The sequence below is a fragment of the Agromyces sp. NPDC058126 genome, from assembly GCF_042884595.1.
In the GTDB taxonomy this organism is placed as follows: domain Bacteria; phylum Actinomycetota; class Actinomycetes; order Actinomycetales; family Microbacteriaceae; genus Agromyces.
In genome coordinates this window covers 718919-740522 of sequence record NZ_JBHVTS010000002.1, presented here as the reverse complement: position 1 = coordinate 740522, position 21604 = coordinate 718919, and the positions used below count along the sequence as shown (strand labels likewise).

Genomic DNA, 21604 nt, shown 5'->3' with positions numbered 1-21604 from the left:
CGGGAGCGTCTCAGCGCACATCTCCTGCAGACGCGGGCGGCGGATCAGCCCAGCGTGACCGTCGTCGGTACCGGGTTCTGGAAGAGGTCGAGCACGGGGCAGTGCGCGTCGACCGCGGCCTGCAGCTCGGCGTAGCGCTCGGCCGATTCGGGCCCGCGCAGCTTCACGTTCAGTCGCACCGCCGAGAACCCGGCGCGACCCGACTCGTCGATGCCGAACAGCTTCCGCACGTCGAGGTCGCCCTCGGCGTCGATCTCGACGTCGTCGAGCACGATGCCGAGCGCCTGCGCGTAGAGCCGGTAGACGACGACCTGGCACGAGATGAGGGCGCCGAGCGCGAACTCGACGGGGCTCGCAGCGAGGTCGTCGCCCGCGAGCGCGTCGGGCTCGTCGACGAGGAAGCGGTGCCGGCCCGCGGTGATCTCGGTCGCGACCGAGCCCGTGCCCCGGCCCGACACCCGATAGCTCAGCTGCGCCGAGCTCGGGGCCGACGCGATGCGCTCGCTCCATGCGGTGCCGGCGGCGGTGAGGCGCGCGGCCCGTTCGGCGGCGAGGTCGGCGGTGGTGGGGGAATCGTCGATGAGGGTCATGTCCGGAGCGTAGGGGCGGCCGCCGCCCCGTCGCGAACCGCCCCCGTCACACCCCGTCACCGGGTGTCGCACGACGCAATGGCATGCACTCGAGACATCCGCGACCCCCTGTCGGCGCCGTCTCGTCGCGAGTACCATCGCGCCCATGGCCGAGCTGCCGGACTTCTCAGACCTCCGCGCCCTCTTCGTGAACTGCACGCTGAAGCGAAGTCCCGAGGTGGGCCACACGCAGGGCCTCATCGACGCGAGCGTCGCGCTGATGCGCGAGCACCGCGTGCGGGTCGACGACCTGCGGTTCGTCGACCTGGACGTCGCGACCGGCGTCTATCCCGACATGCGCGAGCACGGATGGCCCGCCGACGACTGGGCCGACGAGGTCTGGCCGCGCGTCGAGGCCGCCGACATCCTCGTGGTGGGCGGGCCGATCTGGCTCGGCGACAACTCGTCGATCACGAAGAAGTTCATCGAGCGGCTCTACGCGATGAGCGCGCTCGTGAACGATCGCGGGCAGTACGTCTACTACGGCAAGGTGGGCGGTGCGATCATCACCGGCAACGAAGACGGCATCAAGCACTGCGCGCAGAACATCCTGTACAGCCTGCAGCACATCGGCTACTCGATCCCACCGGGTGCCGACGCCGGGTGGATCGGCGAAGCGGGCCCGGGCCCGAGCTACCTCGACCCGGGATCGGGCGGGCCCGAGAACGACTTCACCAACCGCAACACGACGTTTATGACGTACAACCTGCTGCACCTCGCGCGCCTGCTGAAGGACGCGGGCGGCTTTCCCGTCGGCGGCAACGTCCGCTCGGAGTGGGACCGCGGCGAGCACTTCGGCTTCGAGGCGAACCCCGAGTACCGCTGAGCGGCGTCCAGCGTACCGGCTGTCCGAGGCCGGCGGGAGGGCCCGCGCGAAGCAGGGACGAACGGGTGCAGATCGTTGAACAATCCGGACGCCCGTCTCTTGAGAAGCGGTGACGGCGCTCCATAGGCTGCCAATACGTCTCGGGGGAAGCGGTTGCACCGACTCCCTCGGATTCGTGTCGCAGAAGCGCCATGCCCATCTCGAAGAGGAGAAGTATGACCAACGGCTCGAAGTCCCAACCGCGCACCCGACGCTCGATCACGCTCGCCGCCACGGCAGCGCTCGCGCTCGCCGCCCCGCTCGCCGCGGGGTCCCCCGCCCTCGCCGACGCGAACTTCCCGTCGCCGAACGGCAACACCAACCTCTCGAGCATGCTCGACTACGCCGACCTCGTGTCCGAGCTCGAGAAGCTCGAGAAGACCTCGCGCTTCGGGCTCGACGCCTTCACGCTCGCCGAGGCGGGCACGGCGGTGAACACCTCCGAGACGGGTCGCGACCTCTACGTCGCGACCGTGGGCAACGGGCCCGAGGCCGTCTGGCTTCAGGGTCGGATCCACGGCAACGAGCCCTACGGTACCGACTCCCTGCTCGCCGTGCTGAAGGAGCTCGGCACCAACGGCTCGCCCGAGTGGAAGCTGCTGCGCGAGAGCTACACCTTCCACGTCATCCCGATGTACAACCCCGACGGCTCCGAGCTGAACATCCGCCACACGGTGCTGCAGGACGGCACGGAGAAGCGGATCGACCTCAACCGCGACTGGGGCGTCGGCAAGTTCGAGGCGGCCGAGTCGGAGGGCTACTACGAGTACTGGACGATGGTCGACCCGGCGTTCGCCGTCGACGTCCACCACCAGGGACTCAAGACCGAGCGCGGCGACGGCGACGAGGTCACCCTCTCGCTCGGCGTCTCGCTGGCGCCGGGCGGTCCGACGCTGCCGGGCATCCAGGGCGGTGCCTACGACGTGCTCACGCGTCAGATGCAGGTGCACGTCTACGACGAGCTCTCGAAGTACGGCTTCATCAACATCGACCGCTACGACGTCGGCCGCGGCGTCGAGATCGACATCAAGGGCGGTGTCGTCTCGGCGATGATGCTCGGCCTGAACCACGACGGGCTGAACCCCGAGGGCCACAGCAACCCGGCGATCTTCTTCGAGACGAGCGGCAACACGAGCGACGGCAGCCTCGGCCAGAAGGCGCGCGGCAAGTCGATCAAGCAGAACGTGCTCGCGCTGCAGGAGCTGCTCGTCGGCATGGCGACCGGCGAGGTGCAGCAGGAGGACCCGGCCCGTTGGGACGAGATCCCGCACGCGCCGGTGACCGCCTACCAGACCGACTCCGGGGTGATCCCGGCGTCCTTCTGACGCAGCGCGTCTCCGACGCATGATCCGGCGGCGGCCGGTCCCTCGGGACCGGCCGCCGTTCGCGTGCGTGCGCAGGTGTGCGCCGGCCGCGTCGTGCGTCGCGGTGCCGCCCGCTCGCTCAGTGCCGGGCGTCGCGCCCGGCGAGGAACGCGGCGTTGCCGCGGAGCGCCGCCTCGTAGCGCAGCAGCTCGTCGGTGCGAAGCCGGTCGGCCACGAGCTCGAGCATGATCGCGAAGGCGGCGTCGTTGCGCCCCGCCTCGTGCAGGCTCGTCGCGTGCCACACCTTCAGGGAGTCGGACTCGGGGAACTCGCCGCGCGCACGTTCCAGCACGTCGAGGGAGTCGTCGAGCCGGCCGAGGTTGCGCAGCGTGCTGCCGTACTGCAGCAGGCACCGCCGGAGCGCGTCGCCCGAGAGGCCCGCCGCCATCGCCCGCTCGTAGTAGCCGGCGGCGACGGCCTCCTCGCCGGCCGTGTCGTAGGCGCCGCCGACCTCGTAGAGCACCTCGGGCTCCTCGGGGTGCTCGGCGAGTACCTCGAGGAAGGCAGCGATCGTGGGCTGCATGTTCGCACGGTCGCGCGCGGCGAAGACGGCGGCGAGGCGGGCCTGGAGTTCGTGCGGCGTCTGGTGGGGCATCCGACCATCATGCCGGTCTGGCGCACCGGCGAACGACCCCGGTTCGTGACGGGGTCGTTCGTGTCAGCTCACGCCTCGACGAGCGCCCGCTTCACGACGCTCGTGAAGAAGCCGAGTCCGTCGACGCCCGACCGCATCGCGGCCGCGGTGTCGGGGCCGAAGCCGGGCTCGACCGCGTGCTCGGGGTGCGGCATGAGGCCGACGACGTTGCCCCGGGCGTTCGAGATGCCGGCGATGTCGCGGAGCGACCCGTTCGGGTTCACGTCGACGTAGCGGAACACCACGCGACCCTCGCCCTCGAGGCGGTCGAGCGTCTCGTCGGAGGCGATGAACCCGCCCTCGCCGTTCTTCAGCGGGATCGTGATCTGCTGGCCGGCCTCGAACTCGGCGGTCCACGCGGTCGAGGTGTTCTCGACGGTGAGCACCTGGTCGCGGCAGATGAACGAGCCGTGGTCGTTGCGGATGAGCCCGCCTTCGAGCAGGCCCGCCTCGGTCAGCATCTGGAAGCCGTTGCAGATGCCGAGCACCGGCATGCCGGCGTTCGCGGCCGCGACGACCTCGGTCATGATCGGCGAGAGCGAGGCGATGGCGCCGCAGCGCAGGTAGTCGCCGTAGCTGAACCCGCCGGGCAGGATGAGCGCGTCGACGCCCTCGAGGTCGTGCGAGCCGTGCCAGAGGGCGACGGGCTCGCCGCCCGCGAGTCGCACCGCGCGCTGCGCGTCGCGGTCGTCGAGCGAGCCGGGGAAGGTGATGACGCCGATGCGCATGCGATCGCTCCCGGAGCTCAGTGGGTCTCGCCGGCGGGGGCGCCGAAGCCGTCGCCCGCGACCGACGCGGCCGAGGAGGCCTCTTCGGCGAGTTCGGCGTTGGTCACCTCGTAGTGGATGCCCACGACGTCCTCGATGACCTGGTTCGAGAGGATCTCCTCCGCGATCTGCTGCACGTTCGCGCGGAGCGCGTCGTCGACGGGTCCGTCGACGGTGAGTTCGAATCGCTTGCCGATGCGCACGCCGCTGAACGCGGTGTGGCCGGTGCGGGCGAGGGCGCCGGCGACGGCCTTCCCCTGGGGGTCGAGCAGTTCGGCCTTGGGCATCACGTCGACGACGATGGTGGGCACCGCGGTTCTCCGTCCGGTGTCGAGGGTGTGGATGCCTCGATTCTAGCCTGCGGTCGACCGCCTCCCGGTTGCGGGCTGTCCACACCCCCGGGGGTGGGGGAGGCCCCGATGCGGCCGGCACCGGGAGCGACGAGAATCCGCCCATGAAACCCGTCGCGCAGGTGCTCGCAGGCCTCGAGGCGCTGACGCTCGTCACCGTCGGCGTGCTCGAATCGTTCTTCTTCCGCAGCCCCGAGCTGTATCCCATCTTCCTCATCGAGGCCGACGAGTACGAGGCCGTCGCGCTGTGGACGCGCAACGTCGGCGTCTACAACATGCTCATGGGCCTCGCCATCGTCGTGGCACTCGTCCTCGTGCATCGCTCCCAGGAGGTCGCGGGTCGCGCGATCATCCTGACGATCTCCGCGATGCACCTCGTGCTCGGCGTCTCGCTCGTGATCACGGCGCCCGAGCTGTGGCTCTCCGCCGTGTTCGAGTTCGGGCTCGCGCTCGCGGTCGTCCTCGCGATCGTGCTCGGTGGACGGCGGCACGCATCCGAGTCGCACGCCGCCGCGATGTAGGGGCGACTCGCACGACGCGGTGTGCCGCATGCGCCCCGCCGCGAGCGGTCCGGCGGGGCATCCGTGGGGCTCAGTGCCGCGTGAGCGCCCTGATGACGAGGCAGACGCCGACGACGGCGGCCGCGGCGATCGCGATGACGACGGCGGGGTGCTCGCGGTACCGCGCGCTGACGTACGCGACCCCGTCGTCGAGCGCTTCGCGTGCTTCGCCGGCGGCGGCGCCCGCCTGGGCGGTGATGGTCTCGACGGCGTCGGCCGCGGTCTCGCGCGCGTCGCGGAGGACCTCGCCCACCGCGTCGGCGGCATCCTCGACCCGGTCGCTCAGGTCGTCGAGGTGCTCACCCGCCTCGTCGGCGAGGTCGTCGGCCAGGTCTTCGGCGCGATCGGCGGCGCGCTCCGCCGCGCGTCGGGCGGCGACGACCGCCTCATCGAGGTTGCTCTCGGTGCCGGACATGGGGGCTCCTTTCGCGAGATGTTGCGCCATCGTACGCTCGCGGTCGGCGAGCGCCCTGAATCGGGCGAGGGGGTTGCCCCCGGCCGAATCGCTTGCTATCGCCGGTGAGCGGCGTCGACGACGGGCGGGTTGCGGCAGGGATATTCCGGACGTATTATTCCGGGCGGAATAGTTGGATGCCTCGGAGGAACGACATGGCCACGCTCTCGCCGCTCGGCGTCTCGGTGCTCGCGCTGCTCGCCGAACGCGACATGCACGCCTACGAGATGTACCAGCTCATGCTCGAGCGCTCGGAGGACAAGGTCGTCAAGGTCTCGCCCGGCTCGCTGTACCGGGCCGTCGAGCGCTTCGCTGCGGACGGCCTCATCGCGGAGGTGGCCGTCGAGCGGCAGGGAAATCGCCCTGAGCGCACCGTGTACGCGATCACCGACGACGGGCGCGAGCAGTTGCGTTCCACGATCGCGGGGATGCTCCGTCGCTACGTGAACGAGTACCCCGAGTTCCCCGTCGCCATCGGCGAGGCGCACCACCTTCCGGCCGCCGAGGTCGCCGAGCTGCTCGGAGAGCGGCTCGCATCGATCCGCGAGCTCCTCGGTTTCATCGACGGCGCGCTCGAGAAGATCGCCGCCCGCAGCCTGCCGACGGCGTACATCCTGAACGTCCACTACACCCGAACACTGCTCGTCGCCGAGGCGACGTGGCTCGACCAGACCATCGGCGACCTCCGGTCGGGCGAACTCGCCTGGCCCGAGGCATCCGCCCGTTGACCGGGGCGACCGCCCCACCGACCGGAAGGTTCCACCCATGGAACGCACCCTGAAGCCATGGCCCGCCCTGTGGGCGCTCGTCATCGGGTTCTTCATGATCCTCGTCGACTCGACGATCGTGTCGATCGCGAACCCCGCCATCCTCGAGGACCTCGACACCGACCTCACGGCCGTCATCTGGGTCACGAGCGCCTACCTGCTCGCGTACGCCGTGCCGCTGCTCATCACCGGGCGCCTCGGCGACCGCTTCGGCCCGAAGCGCGTCTACATGATCGGCCTCGTCGTCTTCACGCTGGCCTCGCTCTGGTGCGGCCTGTCCGACGACATCACCATGCTCATCGCCGCCCGCGCGGTGCAGGGCCTCGGCGCCGCGCTCATGACGCCGCAGACCATGGCCGTGATCACCCGCATCTTCCCGCCGAACCAGCGCGGCAAGGCGATGGGCCTCTGGGGCGCCGTCGCCGGCGTCGCGACCCTCGTCGGCCCGATCCTCGGCGGCGTGCTCGTCGACTCGCTCGGCTGGGAGTGGATCTTCTTCGTCAACTTGCCCGTCGGCGTCATCGCCTTCGTCGCCGCGTGGCGGCTCGTGCCGAACCTCGAGACCCACTCGCACCGCTTCGACTGGCTCGGCGTGGTGCTGAGCGCCGTCGGCATGTTCCTCGTCGTCTTCGGCATCCAGGAGGGCGAGACCTACGACTGGGGCACGATCACCGGCCCGATCACGGTCTGGGGCATCATCATCACGGGCCTCGTCGTGCTCGCCGGGTTCGTCGTCTGGCAGGCGCTCAACAAGGCCGAGCCGCTGCTGCCGCTCGGGCTCTTCCGCGACCGCAACTTCTCGCTCTCGAACGTCGCGATCACCTTCGTCGGCCTCGCGATCGTGGCGATGCCGCTGCCCCTCGCGTTCTACTACCAGATCGCCCGCGGGCTGACCCCGACGCAGGCGGCGCTCATGCTCATCCCGATGGCCGTCGTCACGGGTGCGATGGCGCCGATCGTCGGCCGGCTCGTCGACCGCGTCGACCCCAAGTGGATCGCCGTCACCGGATTCGCGATCACCGCGGCGGCCCTCGCCTGGACGGCGACGCTGCTCCGGCCCGACACCGAGCTCTGGGTGCTGCTCATCCCCTCGGGGCTGCTCGGACTCGGCCTCTCCGGCGTCTGGGCGCCGCTCGCATCCTCGGCGACGCGCAACCTGCCGCAGTCGCAGGCCGGCGCGGGCTCGGGCGTCTACAACATGACCCGCCAGGTGGGTTCGGTGCTCGGCTCCGCGGCGATCGCGGCGCTCATGAACGCGCGCCTGACCGCCGAGCTGCCCGGGTTCGACACGAGTGCCGTCGAACAGGCCGGCGGCGGGTCCGGCGGCATGCCGCCGCAGGTCCTCGACGGCTTCACCGCGGCCATGTCGCAGTCGATGCTGCTGCCCATCATCGGCTTCGCCGCGGGCGCCATCGTCGTGCTCTTCTTCGCCAAGCCGAAGGTCACGGTCGCGTGGGGTGCGAGCGGTTCGGCACCGGCGGCCGCCGCCGATTCGACGAGCGGGGATGCCGCGGCCGACGCTGCTCGACAGCCGGCGGAGTAGCCCGGCAGCGGGTCGGCGTCGGTTCGCGAGAACCTACGCCAGCCCCGCCCGCTCGGTGAGTACCTCGCGCAGCACCTCGCGCGTGGCATCCAGACCGCGGTGCACCTCTTCGAAGCTCGTCGACAGCGGCGAGAGGCCGATGCGGAGGCCCCCCGGGTCGCGGTAGTCGGGGATGACGTCGCGCTGCCAGAGCCGGGCGGTGACCTCGCGCATCGCGTCGTGGTGCAGGGTGACATGTCCGCCCCGCTCCTCGGCGTCGGCTGGCGAGGCGAGCGTCACGCCGAGCGGGGCGAGCCACTCGTCGGCGAGGGCGATCGCGAACTCGGTCAGGGCGACCGACTTCGTTCGCAGCGCCGGCATCCCGGCCTCTTCGATCATCGCGAGGGTCTCCTCCATCGCGAGCATCCCGACGATGGGCGCCGTGCCGCTGATGAACCGGCGGATGTCGGGCACCGGCTGGTACTCGGGTCCCATCGTGAACATGTCCTTCGTGCCCCACCAGCCCTGGATCGGCTGCTCGAGCACGCCCTGCAGGTCGTCGCGCACGTAGGCGAACGCGGGCGAGCCGGGGCCGCCGTTGAGGTACTTGTACGTGCAGCCGACGGCGAGGTCGAAGCCCCAGGCGTCGGCCTTCACCTCGACCGAGCCTGCCGAGTGGCAGAGGTCCCAGAGGATGAGCGCGCCGGCGTCGTGCGCGATGCGGGTGAGCTCGGGCGCGTCGGCGAGGTACGCCGAGCGGTAGGCGACGTGCGAGACGACGACGAGCGCGGTCTCGGGGCCGACGGCCTCGGCGAGCTGCTCGGGCGTGACGCCCGAGGAGGTGTCGACGTCGATCCAGCGCAGGCGCATGCCCTTCTCGCGGGCGATGCCGTCGACGATGTAGCGGTCGGTCGGGAAGTTGTCGGTGTCGATGACGATCTCGCGACGGGCGGGGTCGCGGGCGAGCTGCGCGTCGACGGCGGCGCGGGCGAGCTTGTAGAGCAGCACCGTCGTCGAGTCGCCGATGATCGTCTGGCCGGCCTTCGCCTCGATGACCGCGCGGCCGATGCGGTCGCCGATCTCGGTGGGCAGCTGCAGCCACGACTCGTCCCAGCCGCGGATGAGGCGCCCGCCCCAGTCCTGGCGGAGGAACCGCTCGACCCGCTCGACGGCCGAGACGGGCGGGCGGCCGAGCGAGTTGCCGTCGAAGTACACGAGGTCGGTGTCGGCCCCGACGAAGCGTTTGCGGTAGTGGGCGAGCCCGTCGGCGCGGTCCATGCGGCGGGCGAAGGCGAGGTTCGGGTCGAGGGTCACAACAGCTCCAGGTCGTCGTCGGGCACGACACGCGCGTGCGCGAGCCAGTCGGGCAGGGATTCGTCGGCGGTCGGAGGTTCGCCGGGCACGAAGCTCGCGACGCCGTCGAGGGCCCAGTCGTCGCGCGCGGCGTGCGGCCACGGGTCGGTCAGGGCCGCGATGAGGTCGGATGCCCCGAGCCCGGCCTCGACCAGCGCGGCGAGTTCGGCGGCGTGCACGCCGAGCCCCGCGCCGGGCTCGCGTTCGCCGTTGCCGAGGTCGGTGCCGTAGAGCACCCGCCCGCCTGCGGCGCGGAAGCGTCGCAGGTTGTCGACGGCGCAGTCGAACTCCGCGCCGCCGGCGCCGTAGCCGTTGATCCAGAGCGTCGAGATCCAGACCTGCCCCGCCGCGACGGCGCGGGCGATGAGCGCGTCGTCGACCCGCTCGGTGAACGGGGTGTGCGCGAGCGCGTCGATGCCGGCGTCGATCGCGAGCGCGGCCATGCCGGCGCCCTCGACGTGCGCGACGACCGGCAGGCCCGCGGCGTGCGCCTCGGCGACGAGCTCGTCGAGCGCCTCGGGGTCGAGCACCGGCCCGTGTTCGGCGTGCAGGGTGGTCTTGATGAGGGATGCCCCGAACGCGAGCTGCTCCTGCACTGCCGAGGCGACGGGGCTGGGCAGCGCGCGGTGCGTGTCGGCGACGGGCCCGGCTGCCGGGGCGGAATCCCGCTCGACCTCGCGCACGCTGCCGGGTGCCGCCCAGGGCCGCCCGCTCGGGTAACCGCCTCGGGCGGTGACAAATGCGCCGGCATGCGCGATGCGGGGGAGGCCCTCGCGCTCGGCGGCATGCGCGACGAACTCGGGCGGCGCGCCGAGGTCGACGACCCCCGCGAGGTCGCGGCCCGCGAGCGACTCGGCGCCGACGAGCATCAGGTGCACGTGGTGGTCGATGAGGGGCGGCAGCACGACGCCGACCTCGCCGGCGTGGTCGCCGTTCAGCGATCGCCGTGCTCGGCGCGCGAGCGGGCCGAGGCCGAGGTCGTGCGGGGCGGTGCTCATCTCAGCCCGGGATCTCGGTGCGCACCGCGTACAGCTCGGGGAAGAAGGTCAGCTCGAGCGCCCGCTTGAGGAACGGCGCCCCGCTCGACCCGCCGGTGCCCGTCTTCGAGCCGATGATGCGCTCGACCGTCTTCAGGTGGCGGAAGCGCCAGAGCTGGAAGTTGTCCTCGAGGTCGACGAGCTCCTCGCACGTCTCGTACGCCGACCAGTTCTCGGCGGTGTCGCCGTAGATCTGCGCGAACACAGGCACGAGCTCGGGCGTGAAGGTCCACGCGAGGGTCACGTCGCGCTCGAGCACGGAGGCCGGGATCGGGTAACCCGCCCGAGCGAGCAGCCGCAGGAACTCGTCGTAGAGGCTCGGCGACTCGAGGGCGTGGCGCAGCAGGGCCGTGGCCGCGCCATCCGCCTCGAAGATCTGCAGCATCTTCGCGTTCTTGTTGCCGAGCACGAACTCGACCGCGCGGTACTGGTACGACTGGAACCCGCTCGCATTGCCGAGCACCCCGCGGAACTGCGCGTACTCGGCAGGCGTCAGGGTCGCGAGCACCGACCACTGCTCGGTGAGCGTCTTCTGGATGTGCTTGACCCGGGCGATGCACTTCAGCGCCTGGCCGAGCTCGTCGGCGCGCAGCAGGTCGCGGGCTGTCTCGAGCTCGTGCAGCACGAGCTTCAGCCAGAGCTCGGTCGTCTGGTGCTGGATGATGAACAGCAGCTCGTCGTGGTGCTCGGGTCGCGAGATCGGGCGCTGCGCGCTGAGCAGGGTCGGCAGGTCGAGGTAGCCGCCGTAGCTCATGCGATCGCTGAAGTCGGTGACGACGGATGCCTCGATGGTGCGGGTGTTGGCTTCGATGCCGGCGTCGCCGCCCTCGTGTTCAGTCACGGCTCAAGCCTAACCACGCGCGGTCGTTCCGCCGCCGTCGCACGGGGTGACCGGCGCGACGGGCGCCCCCGCCCCGGTCGAACCGGCTCGTGCCCGTCGCGCCGCGATCCTTCTTCCCCCGAAGGAACGTCGATCCGCTTCGGGTAAACGGAGGCGACTCTCCGAATCATACGCGATGATTCCGCGTACAGTGAAGCGATGACGTCGTCGGTGTCGTCGCGCCGTGACGCGCGGCGCAATCACGAGAAACTGCTCCGCGAAGCGCGGAGGCTCTTCGCCGAGCGCGGGATCGATGCGCCGCTCGACGAGCTCGCCGCGCGCGCGGGGGTCGGCGCCGGCACCGTGTACCGGCATTTCCCGAACCGTGATGCGCTCGTGCGCGAGATCTACGACACCGCGGTCGCCGAACTGCACGACTTCGCACCCGAGATCCTCGGCGCCGAGACGGGGTGGCGGTCGGTCGAGCTCTACATCGAGCGGCTCGGCGGCTGGGTCGCCGACTCACCGTACCTGCCCGCCGTCATGCGGCGAGTCGCCGAGGTCGATCCGTCGCATCGGCCGGGCATCGAGTTCGAACCGCTGGTCAACGGCATGATCGAGCGCGCCCAGGCCGAGGGTTCCCTGCGCGCCGACGTCACGGCGGTCGACCTCAGCATCCTCGTCGACATGCTCGGCTCGCTCGGTCAGTACGGCGGCGAGTACCTGCCGTTCTGGCGCCGCCAGCTCACGATCGTGCTCGACGGGCTCCGGGCCGGGCCCGGTACGACGCCGATGCCGGGGCCGGGTCAGGAATTCGCGGCCTTCCACGACATGTCGCACGCGAAGGGGCCGAAGCCCGGCTCCCACTGAGTCGCAGGCGACCGGGCGCTACACGACCACCCCGCTGGCGCGTGCCCGGTTCACCGCCTCGAGCCTCGAACTTGCCCCGAGCCGGGCGAAGATGTCGCGCACGTGCTGCTTGACGGTCGGCAGGCTGATGACGAGCTCTCGCCGGATCTCGTCGTTCGAGTACCCCCGTGCCACGAGCGCGAGCACCTCGATCTGCCGCGGGGTGAGGCAGGGCAGTCGGTGCGCGCCCCGGCCGGTGCAGAGGGCCTGCACGGCGTTCGCGAGCTCGGCCGGCGAGGCGTCGGGGTCGAGCAGCAGGACGCCGCGGTCGCGGCCGGTCTCGCCGGGGGCGGAACCGCGGTGCAGTGCGAGCACCCGCGGGTTGCCGCCCGTCGCCCGGAGCTCGTGCAGGAACCCCGCGCCGTGCTCGGTCGAGAGCTCGAGATCGACGACGACGAGCTGCGCGCGATCGGCGTCGGCGGCGATGATCGCCTCGGTGTACCCGGCGGCTTCGCCGACCGAGCTGATGCCCTGCGCCCGCAGCAGGTTCGAGAGCGCGATGCGCATCAGGCGGCGCGGCGACACGACCACCGCTCGTACGTCGCTCCGGTCGTGGTGCATGTCGGGCTCCCTCGCAGCGGCCGTCGGGTACGGCCTCTGTAAGGAATATGTCCGGAATGCCCGTCTTGGTTCCAGATTTCCCAGATCGCTCGGCGAATCAGCCCCGCGCGACCCGGTCGCCGACGCGGATGACGCCGGGCTCGACGACGTCGGCGTAGACGGCGAGCGACATGTCCCGCGCCTTGGTGAGCGGCTTCAGCAGGCGGCCCTCGGCCGCCGTTCCGTCCTGGGCGACGTCGACGGTGCGGCACCGTTCGACGCGTTCGACGAGTTCGAGTCGGGTGTCGCCGACCGTGATGACGCCGCCGAGCCAGGTCTCCTCGATGAACGGCTCATCGGTCTCGACGACGAGATTGACGCGCAGCCGTCGGGGGTCGGCGTCGATGCCGAAGTGCTCGGCGCACCACGCGAGCGACGCGGTGCCGACGATCGAGACCTGCCCGCCGTCCTGCAGGGAGACGTCGCCCTCGCGGATGATGCGCACGCTCGCGCCCATGCGCTCGGTGAGGTCGGCGTCGAGGTCGTCGTCGCCGACGAGCCAGAGCCCGTGGTCGCCGCGCTGCACCTGCACCGAGCCGTCCGCCGTCGTCGAGGCCGAGTACTCGAAGACCGCGTCGCGCCGCCGGAACCGCCGGGTGTTCTTGCCCGAGGCGAACCTGCCGTCGTCGTCGGCCACGGCGAAGCCGCGGTCACCCGTGAGCCCGCGCGCATCGAGCTGCACCTCGGTCAGCGCCTCGCCGCCCATCGCCTTGACGGGGTAGCGGCGGATCGAAGTCAGGGTGAAGCTCATCGCGGCAGCCTATCGGCCGGCACCGTTCATTCGGCTGTGCGCACCTCGACGAGGTTCGCCCACGGGTCGTCGAACGCGAGGGTGCGGCCGTCGTCGCGGGCGCCGACCCCGTAGTGCGCCATGCGCTCGCCGAGTTCGCCGAGGTCGTCGGCGGTCGGAACGACGATCTCGACCTTGCCGAGGCCGAGCGCGAGTCCGCGGCGGCCCGCGCCGCGGCTGTTCCACGTGTTCATCGCCATGTGGTGGTGGTAGCCGCCGGCCGAGACGAAGAGCGCCTGGTCGCCCATCTCGGCGGTCGTCTCGAAGCCGAGCCGCTCGACGTAGAACTCGCGCGCGCTCGCGACGTCGCCGACCGAGAGGTGCACGTGCCCGACGACCGCGTCGCCGAGCTTCGCGCCGCTCGCGACCGCCGCAGTGCCGGCTTCGCCGAGGTGGTCGCGCAGGTAACCGTTGGGGTCGAGGTAGATGGTCGCCATCTCGACGGTGCCGTGCACCCAGCTCCACGTCGAGCGGTCGCGGTCGAAGTACAGTTCGACGCCGTTGCCCTCGGGGTCGGTGAAGTAGAAGGCCTCGCTCACGAGGTGGTCGGCGCTGCCGGTGAAGGTGCCGGGGTAGCGGGTCGCGACCGAGGCGATCGCAGTCGCGAGCGCCTCGCGGGTGTCGAAGAGGATGGCGGTGTGGAAGAGCCCCGCGTCGCGCGGCGACGCGTGCTTCAGCTCGGGCGCGTGCTGCAGGATGACGATCGGCGTCGTTCCGCGGCCGAGCACCGCGACGGGGCCGTCGTGGCTCAGCAGTTCGAGCGTCACGCCGTCGCGGTAGTAGCGGATCATGCCGTCGAGGTCGGCGACGCGCAGCGTCACCGCGCCCATGCCGGTGTCGGCCGCGAGGAGTCCGGCGCCCTCGGGCGCCCCATTGGTTGTAAGCACAACTAATCATAACGGATGCCTCGGCGAATGTATTCCGACCGGCTCGCCACAGTGCACTATCATGCACTCATGGATGACGAGACGGAATCGCTCGCTCTCGCGATCGGCCACCGCGTGCGCGAGCAGCGGCAGGCGCGCGAGTGGACCCTCGATCGGCTCGCGGCCGAGGCCGGGGTGAGCCGTCGCATGATCGTCAACGTCGAGCAGGGCGCCGTGAACCCGAGCGTCGGCACGCTGCTGCGGCTCAGCGACGCCCTCGGCGTGCGCCTGCCCGCGCTCGTGCACACGCGAGGCGCGGCATCCGACCTCGTCGAGGTCACTCGGCGGGGCGAGGGCGCCGTCCTCTGGACGGGCGAGCACGGCGGCCGCGGCGTGCTCGTCGCGGGCATCGAGTCGCCCGACGTGGTCGAGCTCTGGGACTGGACCCTCGAGGCCGGCGAGCGCCACGCGAGCGAGGCGCACTCCACTGGCACGCGCGAGCTGCTGCACGTGATCGACGGCGAGGTCGTCATCGAGGTCGCGGGGGTCGCCCACGGGCTCGCCGCCGGCGACGCGCTCACCTTCGCGGCCGACGTCGACCACGCCTACGCGAACCGGTCGTCGAGCACCGCCCGATTCTCGCTCGCGGTGTTCGAGCTCGGCGTCGGCTCGTCGCATCGGACGGCTGGCTCGTGAACCGCGCGATCGACCGGGTGCCGCCGTGGACGTTGGCGGTCGCCTCGATGCTCCTGATCCAGGCGGGCGCCGCCCTGTCGGTGCCGCTCGTCGAGGAGCTCGGTGCCGGCGGCACCGCCTGGCTGCGGCTGGCGTTCGGCGCGATCTTCTTCATCGCGATCGCGCGGCCCCCGCTGCGCCGCATCCGGCGCGTCGACGTGCTGCCACTCCTCGGGCTCGGTGTCGCCACCGGCGTGATGATGGTGGCGTTCCTCTCGGCCGTCGAGCGCATCCCGCTCGGCACCGCCGTCGCCATCGAGTTCCTCGGCCCGCTCACCGTGGCGGCGATCCGCAGCCACAGCCGCCGCATGCTCGTCTGGCCGGTGCTCGCGCTCGCCGGGGTGGTCCTCCTCACCGAGCCGTGGCACGGCGAGGTCGACCTCCTCGGCGTCGGCTTCGCCGCGCTCGCCGGCGTCGGATGGGGCGTCTACATCCTGCTTACGCAGCGGGTGGGCGACCGCTTCTCGGGCATCAGCGGACTGTCGATCACGATCCCGATCGCCGCGGTCGTGACGGCGTTCGTCGGCGTTCCGCAGGTGATCGGCGAGCTCGATTGGCGGGTGCTGCTCACGGCTGCGGCACTCGCGCTGCTCGCCCCAGTGATCCCCTTCGGCCTCGAGATGCTGGCGCTGCGCCGCATGACCCACACGGCCTTCGGCACGCTCATGGCGCTCGAGCCCGCCTTCGGTGTGCTGCTCGGCCTCATCGTGCTCGCGCAGATTCCGTCGGCGGTACAGGTGGCCGGCATCGTGCTCGTCGTGCTCGCGGGGGCGGGCGCGCAGCGTGGAGGGATCCGCGCACGCCCGAACGACGACCCCGATCTCGCGCCCCTGGAGGAACGGGTCTGAGGCCGGCCCGCGGGAGGGCGGCGCCCCCGAGGGGCTCCCGTGCAGGTTCGAGGGTGCGCATTCGGCAGCGCATGCTTGCGCGTGCGTCGCCCGGGAGCGGGTGCTGCTCCTCACCGGGCGACCACATGGCCACATGACCACACCTCGGTCGGCCGCATGGCCACTCGACCACACTTGGGTGGGCGACATGACCACATGGCCACACCTCGTGCGGCCGCACCGCCACATGGCCACACCTTCGGCGGCCACATGGCCACACCCTCAGCAGAGCGGACGTCGCCCGCCGGCGGAATCGCGCCCGGCGGACGTCGGACGCGATTCGGTACCGGGGCTCGCGGTGGCGTGTTCGACTCGCGTCGGCACGGCCCGCACGACCCGCACGACCCGCACGGCCCCCGCGGCGCGAGCCGGACTACGCGCGCGGCTGGCTGAAGCGCAGCATGTTGCCCGCCGGGTCGCGGAAGGCGCAGTCGCGGACCCCGTAGAACTGGTCCATCGGCTCCTGCAGCACGTCGGCGCCCGCGGCGCGGATCGTCTCGAACGTCGCGTCGACGTCGGAGGTCATGAAGTTCACGCCGCGCAGCAGCCCCTTGGCCAGCAGCTGCGCCGCGGCATCCTTGTCGGCCTGGGTGGCGTTGGGGTCGGCGATCGGCGGTTCGAGCACGATGTTCACGTCGGGCTGCGAGGGTGAGCCGACCGTGACCCACCGCATGCCCTCGTAGGCGATGTCGTTGCGAACCTCGAGGCCGAGCACGTCGCGGTAGAACGGGATCGCCGTCTCGTGGTCGTCGACGGCGATGAAGCACTGGGAGAGTGAGATGTCCATGACCCCGACGCTACCGAGGCGCGATCTTGCCCGCTTCTCCATTTCTGACGGGTCGCGTCTGGATCTTCACGATGCACGCCGGGATGGGCGCCGCGACGTCGTGCGAGCGGGCCCGGTAGGCGCTCGGGCTCTCGCCGACGAGCTCGGTGAACCGCGAGCTGAACGAGCCGAGCGAGGTACAGCCGACCGCGAAGCAGACCTCGGTGACGCTGAGGTCGCCCCGGCGCAGTAGCGCCTTCGCCCGCTCGATGCGTCGGGTCATCAGATAGCCGTAGGGCGTCTCGCCGTATGCCTCGCGGAAGCTGCGCGAGAAGTGCCCCGACGACATCAGCGCGACGCGCGCAAGCGCCTCGACGTCGAGCGGCTGCTCGTAGTCGCGGTCCATCGTGTCGCGGGCCCGGCGCAGGCGCACCAGATCGTCGAGGTTCACGTCACCACTCTGGCACAGGGCGGCGCGAACCGGTCGGGATGCCCCGTCAGCCGCCGGTCGGCTGCTCGAGCCGCTCGAGCAGCTCGCGGTAGCGCGCCGCGGTCTGCTCGACGATCTCGTGGGGGAGGGTCGGCGGCGTCTCCGAGACGTCCTGGTCCCAGTTGGCGCTCAGCCAGTCGCGCACGATCTGCTTGTCGAAGCTCGCCATGCGCAGCTCGGGCGTCGCCGCCGAGGCGAACGCCGCGGCATCCCAGTAGCGACTCGAATCGCTCGTGAGCACCTCGTCGGCGAGCGTCACGATGCCCGTCGCGCGGTCGGCGCCGAACTCGAACTTCGTGTCGGCAAGGATCACGCCGCGGGCCTCGGCGATCGCCGAGGCGCGGGCGAAGATGTCGAGCGAGAGGGCCCGCAGCTGCTCGGCGACGACCTCGCCGACGAGTTCGACCGTGCGCTCGTACGTGATGTTCTCGTCGTGCTCGCCGAGCGGGGCCTTCCACGCGGGGGTGTAGATCGGCTCGGGCAGGCGGTCGCCGTTCTCGAGGCCCTCGGGCAGCGGGATGCCGCCGATCGCGCCCGTCTCGACGTACTCCTTGTAGCCGCCGCCGGTGAGGTAGCCGCGCACGACGCACTCGATCGGGAACATGTCGAGCGTGCGGCACAGGGTCGCCCGATCGGCGACCTCGGCCGGGACCTCGGGCAGCTCGAGCGCCTCGAGCCGGTCGTCGAGCGGGTGCGCCAGGTGGTTCGGCACCTCGGGCAGCTGGTCGAACCACCAGTGGGTGAGCGAGGTGAGCAGCGCCCCCTTGCCGGGGATCGCGGGCTCAAGCAGGTGGTCGTACGCGCTGACCCGATCGCTCGCGACGACGAGCACGACGGGCGAGACGGCGAGCGGGTCGCCCGTCCAGCTGTCGTCGTCGGTCATCAGCTTCGTCGGCACGTAGAGGTCGCGCACCTTGCCCGAATAGACGTGGGTCCAGCCGGTCAGTTCACCGGTCTCGCTCATGCTCGCTCCTCGTGCTGGATCACTCGGCGACGCGCGCCGCGATGTCGGTGCGGTACTGGCCGCCGTCGAGGCGGATTCGCCCGAGCGCCTCGTAGGCGCGGCGCCGGGCGTCGGCGAATCCGTCGCCCACGGCCACGACGTTGAGCACGCGGCCGCCCGTCGAGAGCAGCGGAGCCTCGTCGCCGGCCTGGGCGTCGTCGGCCAGTGCGCCGACAGCGGTGGCGGCGTGCGCGAGGTGCACCCCGGGCACGGATGCCGCGGCATCGAGCCCGTCGATGACCCGGCCCGTCTCGGGGGACTCGGGATAGCCCTCGCTCGCGAGCACCACGGTCACGGCGGCCTCGTCGCTGAACACGGGGCGGTCGAGCTCGCCGAGCCCGCCCGTCGCCGCCGCGAGCAGCAGGCCCGAGAGCGGGGTCTCGAGGCGGGGCAGCACGACCTGCGTCTCGGGGTCGCCGAAGCGCGCGTTGAACTCGATCACGCGGATGCCGCGCGAGGTGAGGATGAGCCCCGCGTAGAGCAGGCCGATGAACGGGGTCTGCTCGTCGGCGAGCTGCCGCACCGTCGGCAGGGCGATGGTCTCGATGACCTCGTCGACGAAGGCCTGCTCGCTGCCGAAACGGCCGCCGCGGCCGTCGACCGCGTCACCGAGCCATGGCAGCGGCGAGTACGCCCCCATGCCGCCGGTGTTGGGGCCGGCGTCGCCGTCGAGGAGGCGCTTGAAGTCCTGCGCGGGCGAGAGCGGCAGCACGTTCGTGCCGTCGGAGAGGAGGAACAGCGAGACCTCCTGGCCGTCGAGGAACTCCTCGACGAGCACGGGGCCCTGCTGCAGGTAGTGGACGGCGTGCGCGAGCGCGGCGTCGCGGTCGTCGGTGACGAGCACGCCCTTGCCCGCCGCGAGGCCGTCGGCCTTCACGACGTACGGGGCGCCGAACTCGTCGAGCGTCGTCGCGACCTCGTCGAGCGTCGTCGCGAGGGTCGCGCGCCCGGTCGGCACGTTCGCGGCCTCCATGATGCGCTTGGCGAAGGTCTTCGAGCCCTCGAGTGCGGCGGCCTGCCGGCCCGGGCCGAACACGGGGATGCCACGGGCGCGAAGTGCATCGGCGACGCCGGCGACGAGCGGCGCTTCGGGACCGACGACGACGAGCTCGATGCCGTTGTCTGCGGCGTAGCCGGTGACGAGCGCGGCGTCGGTCGCGTCGAGGCCGACGGTCGTCACGCTGCCGCGGGCCGAGGAGGTCGGCGAGGCCGCGATGCCGGCGTTGCCGGGGGCCGCGACGATCTCGTGCCCGGCCTCCTCATCGAGGAGCGCGAGGATGATGGCGTGCTCGCGCGCGCCCGAGCCGAGGACGAGGATTCTCACCGCATCAGGCTACCCCGTTCGGCCGGCCCGGCTCGTCGGTGCCCCCTGAGAGGATGGAGGCATGGCACGAGCGAGGATCGGCGACGACATCGGACAGGCGGCGCTCGCCACGGTGCGCGCGGTGACGGCCGACGGCGGCGACGCCGCGGCATCCGTCGACCGCTCGACCCTCGCGCTCGCGGTGCGCTATTCGCTGCAGCTGCTCGCCGAGCGCGCCCCCGGCGGCACCCTCGAGGTGCGCGTGCCGCCGTACGCGGCCGTGCAGTGCGTCGAAGGCCCGAAGCACACGCGCGGCACGCCGCCGAACGTCATCGAGACGGATGCCTCGACCTGGCTCGCGCTCGCGACCGGCCGCCTGTCGTGGGCCGACGCGCGGGCGAGCGGGCGGGTGCACGCCTCGGGCCAGCGCGCCGAGCTCGACGGGCTGCTGCCCGTCGTCTGATCCGTCGGCGGCGCGCCGTAGCATCCGAGGATGGAACCCTTCACCATCTCCGTCCGACCCGACGAGCTCGACGAGCTGCGGGCGCGCCTCGAGCGCTCGCGATTCACCGCACCGAGCGCACCCGGGTGGGAGGCCGGCGCCGATCCCGAGTTCCTCCGAACGCTCGTCGACCACTGGGCGCACCGCTTCGACTGGCGCGCCGCCGAGGCGCGGCTGAACGCCTACCCGCAGTTCATCGACCGTGGGCAGCACTTCGTGCACCTGCGCCGCGACGCGAACCGCCCGCCCGTGCTGCTCGCGCACGGCTGGCCGAGCAGCTTCCTCGAGATGCTGCCGCTCGCCGAGCTGCTCAACGTCGACGTCGTCATTCCCTCGCTGCCCGGGTTCCTCTGGTCCGAGCTCCCCGAGGGGCCGTTGACGCGCGCCGCGATGGCCGAGCGGTATCACTCGCTCATGACCGAGACCCTCGGATACTCGCGGTACTTCGTGTTCGGCGGCGACATCGGCGGTGTCGTCGCCGGCTGGCTCGGTGCGATCCATCCCGACGAGGTCGCCGGCGTGCACATGATCCACGGGCCGTTCCCCGCCGACTTCGACGCGTCGCCGATCACGCCCGAGGAGCAGGCCTTCCTCGACGCCGATGACGAGCGCGACGAGACCGACTCGGGCTACAGCGACATCATGGGCACGCGCCCCGATACGATCGCGGCCGCGCTCATCGACTCGCCGGTCGGGCTCGCCGCCTGGATCGTCGACAAGCTGCGCGCCTGGAGCGACTGCGGCGGCGACCTCGAGTCGCGCTTCGATCGCGACGCGCTGTGCGAGCTGCTCACCCTGTACTGGGTGACGGGGTCGATCGGCACGTCGTTCCGCCAGTACTTCGACTACTCCGAGAACACCCCGCGCCCGACGATCACGGCGCCGGTCGCGGTCACACTGAGCAGCGAACCGCCGTTCGAGCTCTTCCCGCGGTCGATCGCCGAGCGGGCCGCGAGCGACCTCCGGCAGTACTCGACGCCGGGGCGCGGCGGTCACTTCCTCGCCTTCGAGGAGCCGCAGCTCGTCGCCGATGAGCTCGGCGCGTTCATGCGGTCGGTCGGGTAGTCCGCGCCCTTCGTCGTCCCGGGGCGATCGCACAGCACGATGCGGGACAATGGAAGGGTGAGCGACACCCACGATCAGCCCGAGACCCCCGAGCCCGCCGGGCAGGTGCCGGCCGAGGCATCCGCGACGCCGACCGAGTCGGCGCCCGAGCCGCAGTACCGCACCGAGGCGAGCCGCGACGAGGTCGTCGTTCGCCGTTCCCCCCGTTACGCCGCGTTCATGCTCGCGGGCGCCGTCGTCGGCGCGATCGTCGCCCTCGTGCTCTCGTTCTCGTTCGCCCCCAGCGACGCCGAGCTCGCGAGGCGCGTGGCCGACGACTTCACCTACAGCCAGGGCCAGGTGTTCGGCTTCCTGCTCGTCTGCGGCGTGGTGGTCGGCGGCGGCCTCGGCGCGCTCGTCGCGCTCGTCGTCGACCGGTCGATGTCGCGACGGACCACCCGTGCGCTCGCCGAGCACGACGAGACGCACCGCGTCGACGGCTAGGACCGAGACGAGCCGGGGCGCCTCTCGGCTCGGGCACCACGTCACTGATACCTGAGACGGATCAGTGACGTAGCAGCGCGACG

General features: G+C 71.6%; 25 protein-coding genes and 1 pseudogene. 11 read left to right on the top strand and 15 right to left on the bottom strand.

The genetic code is table 11. The features are described from left to right. Positions 1–44: 44 nt before the first annotated feature. Positions 45–590, bottom strand: a complete 546-nt coding sequence (locus tag ACFVTR_RS08665; protein ID WP_376943372.1) for an OsmC family protein — start codon at positions 588–590, stop codon at positions 45–47. Positions 591–735: 145 nt separating this feature from the next. On the opposite strand from ACFVTR_RS08665, the gene ACFVTR_RS08660 reads away from it, so the two are divergent. Further along, entirely contained in the window at positions 736–1455 is a 720-nt protein-coding gene (locus tag ACFVTR_RS08660; RefSeq protein WP_387036491.1) for a flavodoxin family protein, read from the top strand. Positions 1456–1670: 215 nt separating this feature from the next. Beyond that, on the top strand, positions 1671–2819 hold the full coding sequence (locus ACFVTR_RS08655) for a M14 family zinc carboxypeptidase (RefSeq protein ID WP_387036490.1): 1149 nt from the start codon (positions 1671–1673) through the stop codon (positions 2817–2819). A 118-nt stretch (positions 2820–2937) separates the two neighbouring features. On the opposite strand, the gene ACFVTR_RS08650 is transcribed toward ACFVTR_RS08655, so the two are convergent. The 3 genes and pseudogenes from ACFVTR_RS08650 to purS all read right to left on the bottom strand — a co-directional run. Beyond that, positions 2938–3453 carry a tetratricopeptide repeat protein gene (locus ACFVTR_RS08650; protein ID WP_387036488.1) on the bottom strand — a complete coding sequence of 172 codons (516 nt, stop codon included), beginning with the start codon at positions 3451–3453 and terminating at the stop codon, positions 2938–2940. A 68-nt stretch (positions 3454–3521) separates the two neighbouring features. Further along, a complete protein-coding gene (gene purQ / locus ACFVTR_RS08645; RefSeq protein WP_376943395.1) occupies positions 3522–4220 on the bottom strand; it encodes a phosphoribosylformylglycinamidine synthase subunit PurQ in 699 nt (232 codons plus the stop codon). Between the two features lie 116 nt (positions 4221–4336). Then, positions 4337–4570: pseudogene (purS, locus tag ACFVTR_RS08640) on the bottom strand (phosphoribosylformylglycinamidine synthase subunit PurS); the annotation flags it as partial. 143 nt (positions 4571–4713) lie between these two features. Here purS and ACFVTR_RS08635 point away from each other — a divergent pair. Next, positions 4714–5130, top strand: coding sequence for a DUF1304 family protein (locus ACFVTR_RS08635; RefSeq protein ID WP_387036486.1), 417 nt, complete (start codon positions 4714–4716; stop codon positions 5128–5130). Positions 5131–5200: 70 nt separating this feature from the next. Here the strand turns inward: ACFVTR_RS08635 and ACFVTR_RS08630 are convergent, their stop codons facing one another. Further along, entirely contained in the window at positions 5201–5584 is a 384-nt protein-coding gene (locus ACFVTR_RS08630; protein ID WP_387036484.1) for a hypothetical protein, read from the bottom strand. Between the two features lie 194 nt (positions 5585–5778). On the opposite strand from ACFVTR_RS08630, the gene ACFVTR_RS08625 reads away from it, so the two are divergent. Continuing rightward, entirely contained in the window at positions 5779–6351 is a 573-nt protein-coding gene (locus ACFVTR_RS08625) for a PadR family transcriptional regulator (protein WP_387036483.1), read from the top strand. A gap of 37 nt (positions 6352–6388) precedes the next feature. Then, entirely contained in the window at positions 6389–7933 is a 1545-nt protein-coding gene (locus ACFVTR_RS08620) for a DHA2 family efflux MFS transporter permease subunit (RefSeq protein WP_387036480.1), read from the top strand. Between the two features lie 33 nt (positions 7934–7966). On the opposite strand, the gene ACFVTR_RS08615 is transcribed toward ACFVTR_RS08620, so the two are convergent. Genes ACFVTR_RS08615 through kynA form a run of 3 tightly spaced genes read right to left on the bottom strand, consistent with a single transcriptional unit; the run spans position 7967 to position 11143 of the window. Then, positions 7967–9190, bottom strand: a complete 1224-nt coding sequence (locus ACFVTR_RS08615) for a kynureninase (protein ID WP_387036609.1) — start codon at positions 9188–9190, stop codon at positions 7967–7969. Positions 9191–9222: 32 nt separating this feature from the next. Then, the gene (locus ACFVTR_RS08610) at positions 9223–10263 is read right to left on the bottom strand and encodes a hypothetical protein (RefSeq protein WP_387036477.1); all 1041 of its coding nucleotides are present in this window, start codon (positions 10261–10263) and stop codon (positions 9223–9225) included. 1 nt (position 10264) lies between these two features. After that, complete coding sequence (kynA, locus tag ACFVTR_RS08605) at positions 10265–11143, bottom strand: tryptophan 2,3-dioxygenase (protein ID WP_387036474.1); 879 nt, start codon at positions 11141–11143, stop codon at positions 10265–10267. 198 nt (positions 11144–11341) lie between these two features. Here kynA and ACFVTR_RS08600 point away from each other — a divergent pair, with 198 nt between their 5' ends. Beyond that, the gene (locus ACFVTR_RS08600) at positions 11342–11992 is read left to right on the top strand and encodes a TetR/AcrR family transcriptional regulator (protein ID WP_387036471.1); all 651 of its coding nucleotides are present in this window, start codon (positions 11342–11344) and stop codon (positions 11990–11992) included. Between the two features lie 18 nt (positions 11993–12010). On the opposite strand, the gene ACFVTR_RS08595 is transcribed toward ACFVTR_RS08600, so the two are convergent. The 3 genes from ACFVTR_RS08595 to ACFVTR_RS08585 form a co-directional block, all read right to left on the bottom strand. Then, positions 12011–12592, bottom strand: coding sequence for a response regulator transcription factor (locus ACFVTR_RS08595; RefSeq protein ID WP_387036468.1), 582 nt, complete (start codon positions 12590–12592; stop codon positions 12011–12013). A 97-nt stretch (positions 12593–12689) separates the two neighbouring features. Continuing rightward, entirely contained in the window at positions 12690–13382 is a 693-nt protein-coding gene (locus ACFVTR_RS08590) for an MOSC domain-containing protein (protein ID WP_387036466.1), read from the bottom strand. Between the two features lie 26 nt (positions 13383–13408). After that, positions 13409–14251, bottom strand: coding sequence for a VOC family protein (locus ACFVTR_RS08585; protein ID WP_387036608.1), 843 nt, complete (start codon positions 14249–14251; stop codon positions 13409–13411). A gap of 126 nt (positions 14252–14377) precedes the next feature. On the opposite strand from ACFVTR_RS08585, the gene ACFVTR_RS08580 reads away from it, so the two are divergent. After that, a complete protein-coding gene (locus tag ACFVTR_RS08580) occupies positions 14378–14983 on the top strand; it encodes a helix-turn-helix domain-containing protein (RefSeq protein WP_387036463.1) in 606 nt (201 codons plus the stop codon). 47 nt (positions 14984–15030) lie between these two features. Next, entirely contained in the window at positions 15031–15870 is an 840-nt protein-coding gene (locus tag ACFVTR_RS08575) for a DMT family transporter (protein ID WP_387036607.1), read from the top strand. Between the two features lie 412 nt (positions 15871–16282). On the opposite strand, the gene ACFVTR_RS08570 is transcribed toward ACFVTR_RS08575, so the two are convergent. The 4 genes from ACFVTR_RS08570 to purD form a co-directional block, all read right to left on the bottom strand. Continuing rightward, positions 16283–16696: a VOC family protein gene (locus tag ACFVTR_RS08570; protein ID WP_387036461.1), complete on the bottom strand. Its 414-nt coding sequence runs from the start codon at positions 16694–16696 to the stop codon at positions 16283–16285. 10 nt (positions 16697–16706) lie between these two features. Beyond that, positions 16707–17081 carry a helix-turn-helix transcriptional regulator gene (locus tag ACFVTR_RS08565; protein ID WP_376944625.1) on the bottom strand — a complete coding sequence of 125 codons (375 nt, stop codon included), beginning with the start codon at positions 17079–17081 and terminating at the stop codon, positions 16707–16709. A 91-nt stretch (positions 17082–17172) separates the two neighbouring features. Beyond that, complete coding sequence (locus ACFVTR_RS08560) at positions 17173–18129, bottom strand: phosphoribosylaminoimidazolesuccinocarboxamide synthase (RefSeq protein WP_387036459.1); 957 nt, start codon at positions 18127–18129, stop codon at positions 17173–17175. A gap of 19 nt (positions 18130–18148) precedes the next feature. Continuing rightward, the gene (gene purD, locus ACFVTR_RS08555; RefSeq protein ID WP_387036457.1) at positions 18149–19492 is read right to left on the bottom strand and encodes a phosphoribosylamine--glycine ligase; all 1344 of its coding nucleotides are present in this window, start codon (positions 19490–19492) and stop codon (positions 18149–18151) included. 61 nt (positions 19493–19553) lie between these two features. Here purD and ACFVTR_RS08550 point away from each other — a divergent pair, with 61 nt between their 5' ends. The 3 genes from ACFVTR_RS08550 to ACFVTR_RS08540 are packed head-to-tail and all read left to right on the top strand — an operon-like array spanning position 19554 to position 21521. Beyond that, complete coding sequence (locus ACFVTR_RS08550) at positions 19554–19934, top strand: sterol carrier family protein (RefSeq protein WP_387036456.1); 381 nt, start codon at positions 19554–19556, stop codon at positions 19932–19934. 30 nt (positions 19935–19964) lie between these two features. Continuing rightward, positions 19965–21038, top strand: a complete 1074-nt coding sequence (locus ACFVTR_RS08545; RefSeq protein WP_387036454.1) for an epoxide hydrolase family protein — start codon at positions 19965–19967, stop codon at positions 21036–21038. A gap of 57 nt (positions 21039–21095) precedes the next feature. Beyond that, entirely contained in the window at positions 21096–21521 is a 426-nt protein-coding gene (locus ACFVTR_RS08540; protein ID WP_376943435.1) for a hypothetical protein, read from the top strand. The last annotated feature ends 83 nt before the right edge of the window (positions 21522–21604 follow it).

Bases quoted from the DNA above. Each gene is read 5' to 3' on its own strand.
- ACFVTR_RS08665 (WP_376943372.1), bottom strand. From the start codon at position 590: ATGACCCTCATCGACGATTCCCCCACCACCGCCGACCTCGCCGCCGAA.
- ACFVTR_RS08660 (WP_387036491.1), top strand. From the start codon at position 736: ATGGCCGAGCTGCCGGACTTCTCAGACCTCCGCGCCCTCTTCGTGAAC.
- ACFVTR_RS08655 (WP_387036490.1), top strand. From the start codon at position 1,671: ATGACCAACGGCTCGAAGTCCCAACCGCGCACCCGACGCTCGATCACG.
- ACFVTR_RS08650 (WP_387036488.1), bottom strand. From the start codon at position 3,453: ATGCCCCACCAGACGCCGCACGAACTCCAGGCCCGCCTCGCCGCCGTC.
- purQ (WP_376943395.1), bottom strand. From the start codon at position 4,220: ATGCGCATCGGCGTCATCACCTTCCCCGGCTCGCTCGACGACCGCGAC.
- ACFVTR_RS08635 (WP_387036486.1), top strand. From the start codon at position 4,714: ATGAAACCCGTCGCGCAGGTGCTCGCAGGCCTCGAGGCGCTGACGCTC.
- ACFVTR_RS08630 (WP_387036484.1), bottom strand. From the start codon at position 5,584: ATGTCCGGCACCGAGAGCAACCTCGATGAGGCGGTCGTCGCCGCCCGA.
- ACFVTR_RS08625 (WP_387036483.1), top strand. From the start codon at position 5,779: ATGGCCACGCTCTCGCCGCTCGGCGTCTCGGTGCTCGCGCTGCTCGCC.
- ACFVTR_RS08620 (WP_387036480.1), top strand. From the start codon at position 6,389: ATGGAACGCACCCTGAAGCCATGGCCCGCCCTGTGGGCGCTCGTCATC.
- ACFVTR_RS08615 (WP_387036609.1), bottom strand. From the start codon at position 9,190: ATGGACCGCGCCGACGGGCTCGCCCACTACCGCAAACGCTTCGTCGGG.
- ACFVTR_RS08610 (WP_387036477.1), bottom strand. From the start codon at position 10,263: ATGAGCACCGCCCCGCACGACCTCGGCCTCGGCCCGCTCGCGCGCCGA.
- ACFVTR_RS08600 (WP_387036471.1), top strand. From the start codon at position 11,342: ATGACGTCGTCGGTGTCGTCGCGCCGTGACGCGCGGCGCAATCACGAG.
- ACFVTR_RS08595 (WP_387036468.1), bottom strand. From the start codon at position 12,592: ATGCACCACGACCGGAGCGACGTACGAGCGGTGGTCGTGTCGCCGCGC.
- ACFVTR_RS08590 (WP_387036466.1), bottom strand. From the start codon at position 13,382: ATGAGCTTCACCCTGACTTCGATCCGCCGCTACCCCGTCAAGGCGATG.
- ACFVTR_RS08585 (WP_387036608.1), bottom strand. From the start codon at position 14,251: ATGGGCGCGGTGACGCTGCGCGTCGCCGACCTCGACGGCATGATCCGC.
- ACFVTR_RS08580 (WP_387036463.1), top strand. From the start codon at position 14,378: ATGGATGACGAGACGGAATCGCTCGCTCTCGCGATCGGCCACCGCGTG.
- ACFVTR_RS08575 (WP_387036607.1), top strand. From the start codon at position 15,031: ATGCTCCTGATCCAGGCGGGCGCCGCCCTGTCGGTGCCGCTCGTCGAG.
- ACFVTR_RS08570 (WP_387036461.1), bottom strand. From the start codon at position 16,696: ATGGACATCTCACTCTCCCAGTGCTTCATCGCCGTCGACGACCACGAG.
- ACFVTR_RS08565 (WP_376944625.1), bottom strand. From the start codon at position 17,081: ATGGACCGCGACTACGAGCAGCCGCTCGACGTCGAGGCGCTTGCGCGC.
- ACFVTR_RS08560 (WP_387036459.1), bottom strand. From the start codon at position 18,129: ATGAGCGAGACCGGTGAACTGACCGGCTGGACCCACGTCTATTCGGGC.
- ACFVTR_RS08550 (WP_387036456.1), top strand. From the start codon at position 19,554: ATGGCACGAGCGAGGATCGGCGACGACATCGGACAGGCGGCGCTCGCC.
- ACFVTR_RS08545 (WP_387036454.1), top strand. From the start codon at position 19,965: ATGGAACCCTTCACCATCTCCGTCCGACCCGACGAGCTCGACGAGCTG.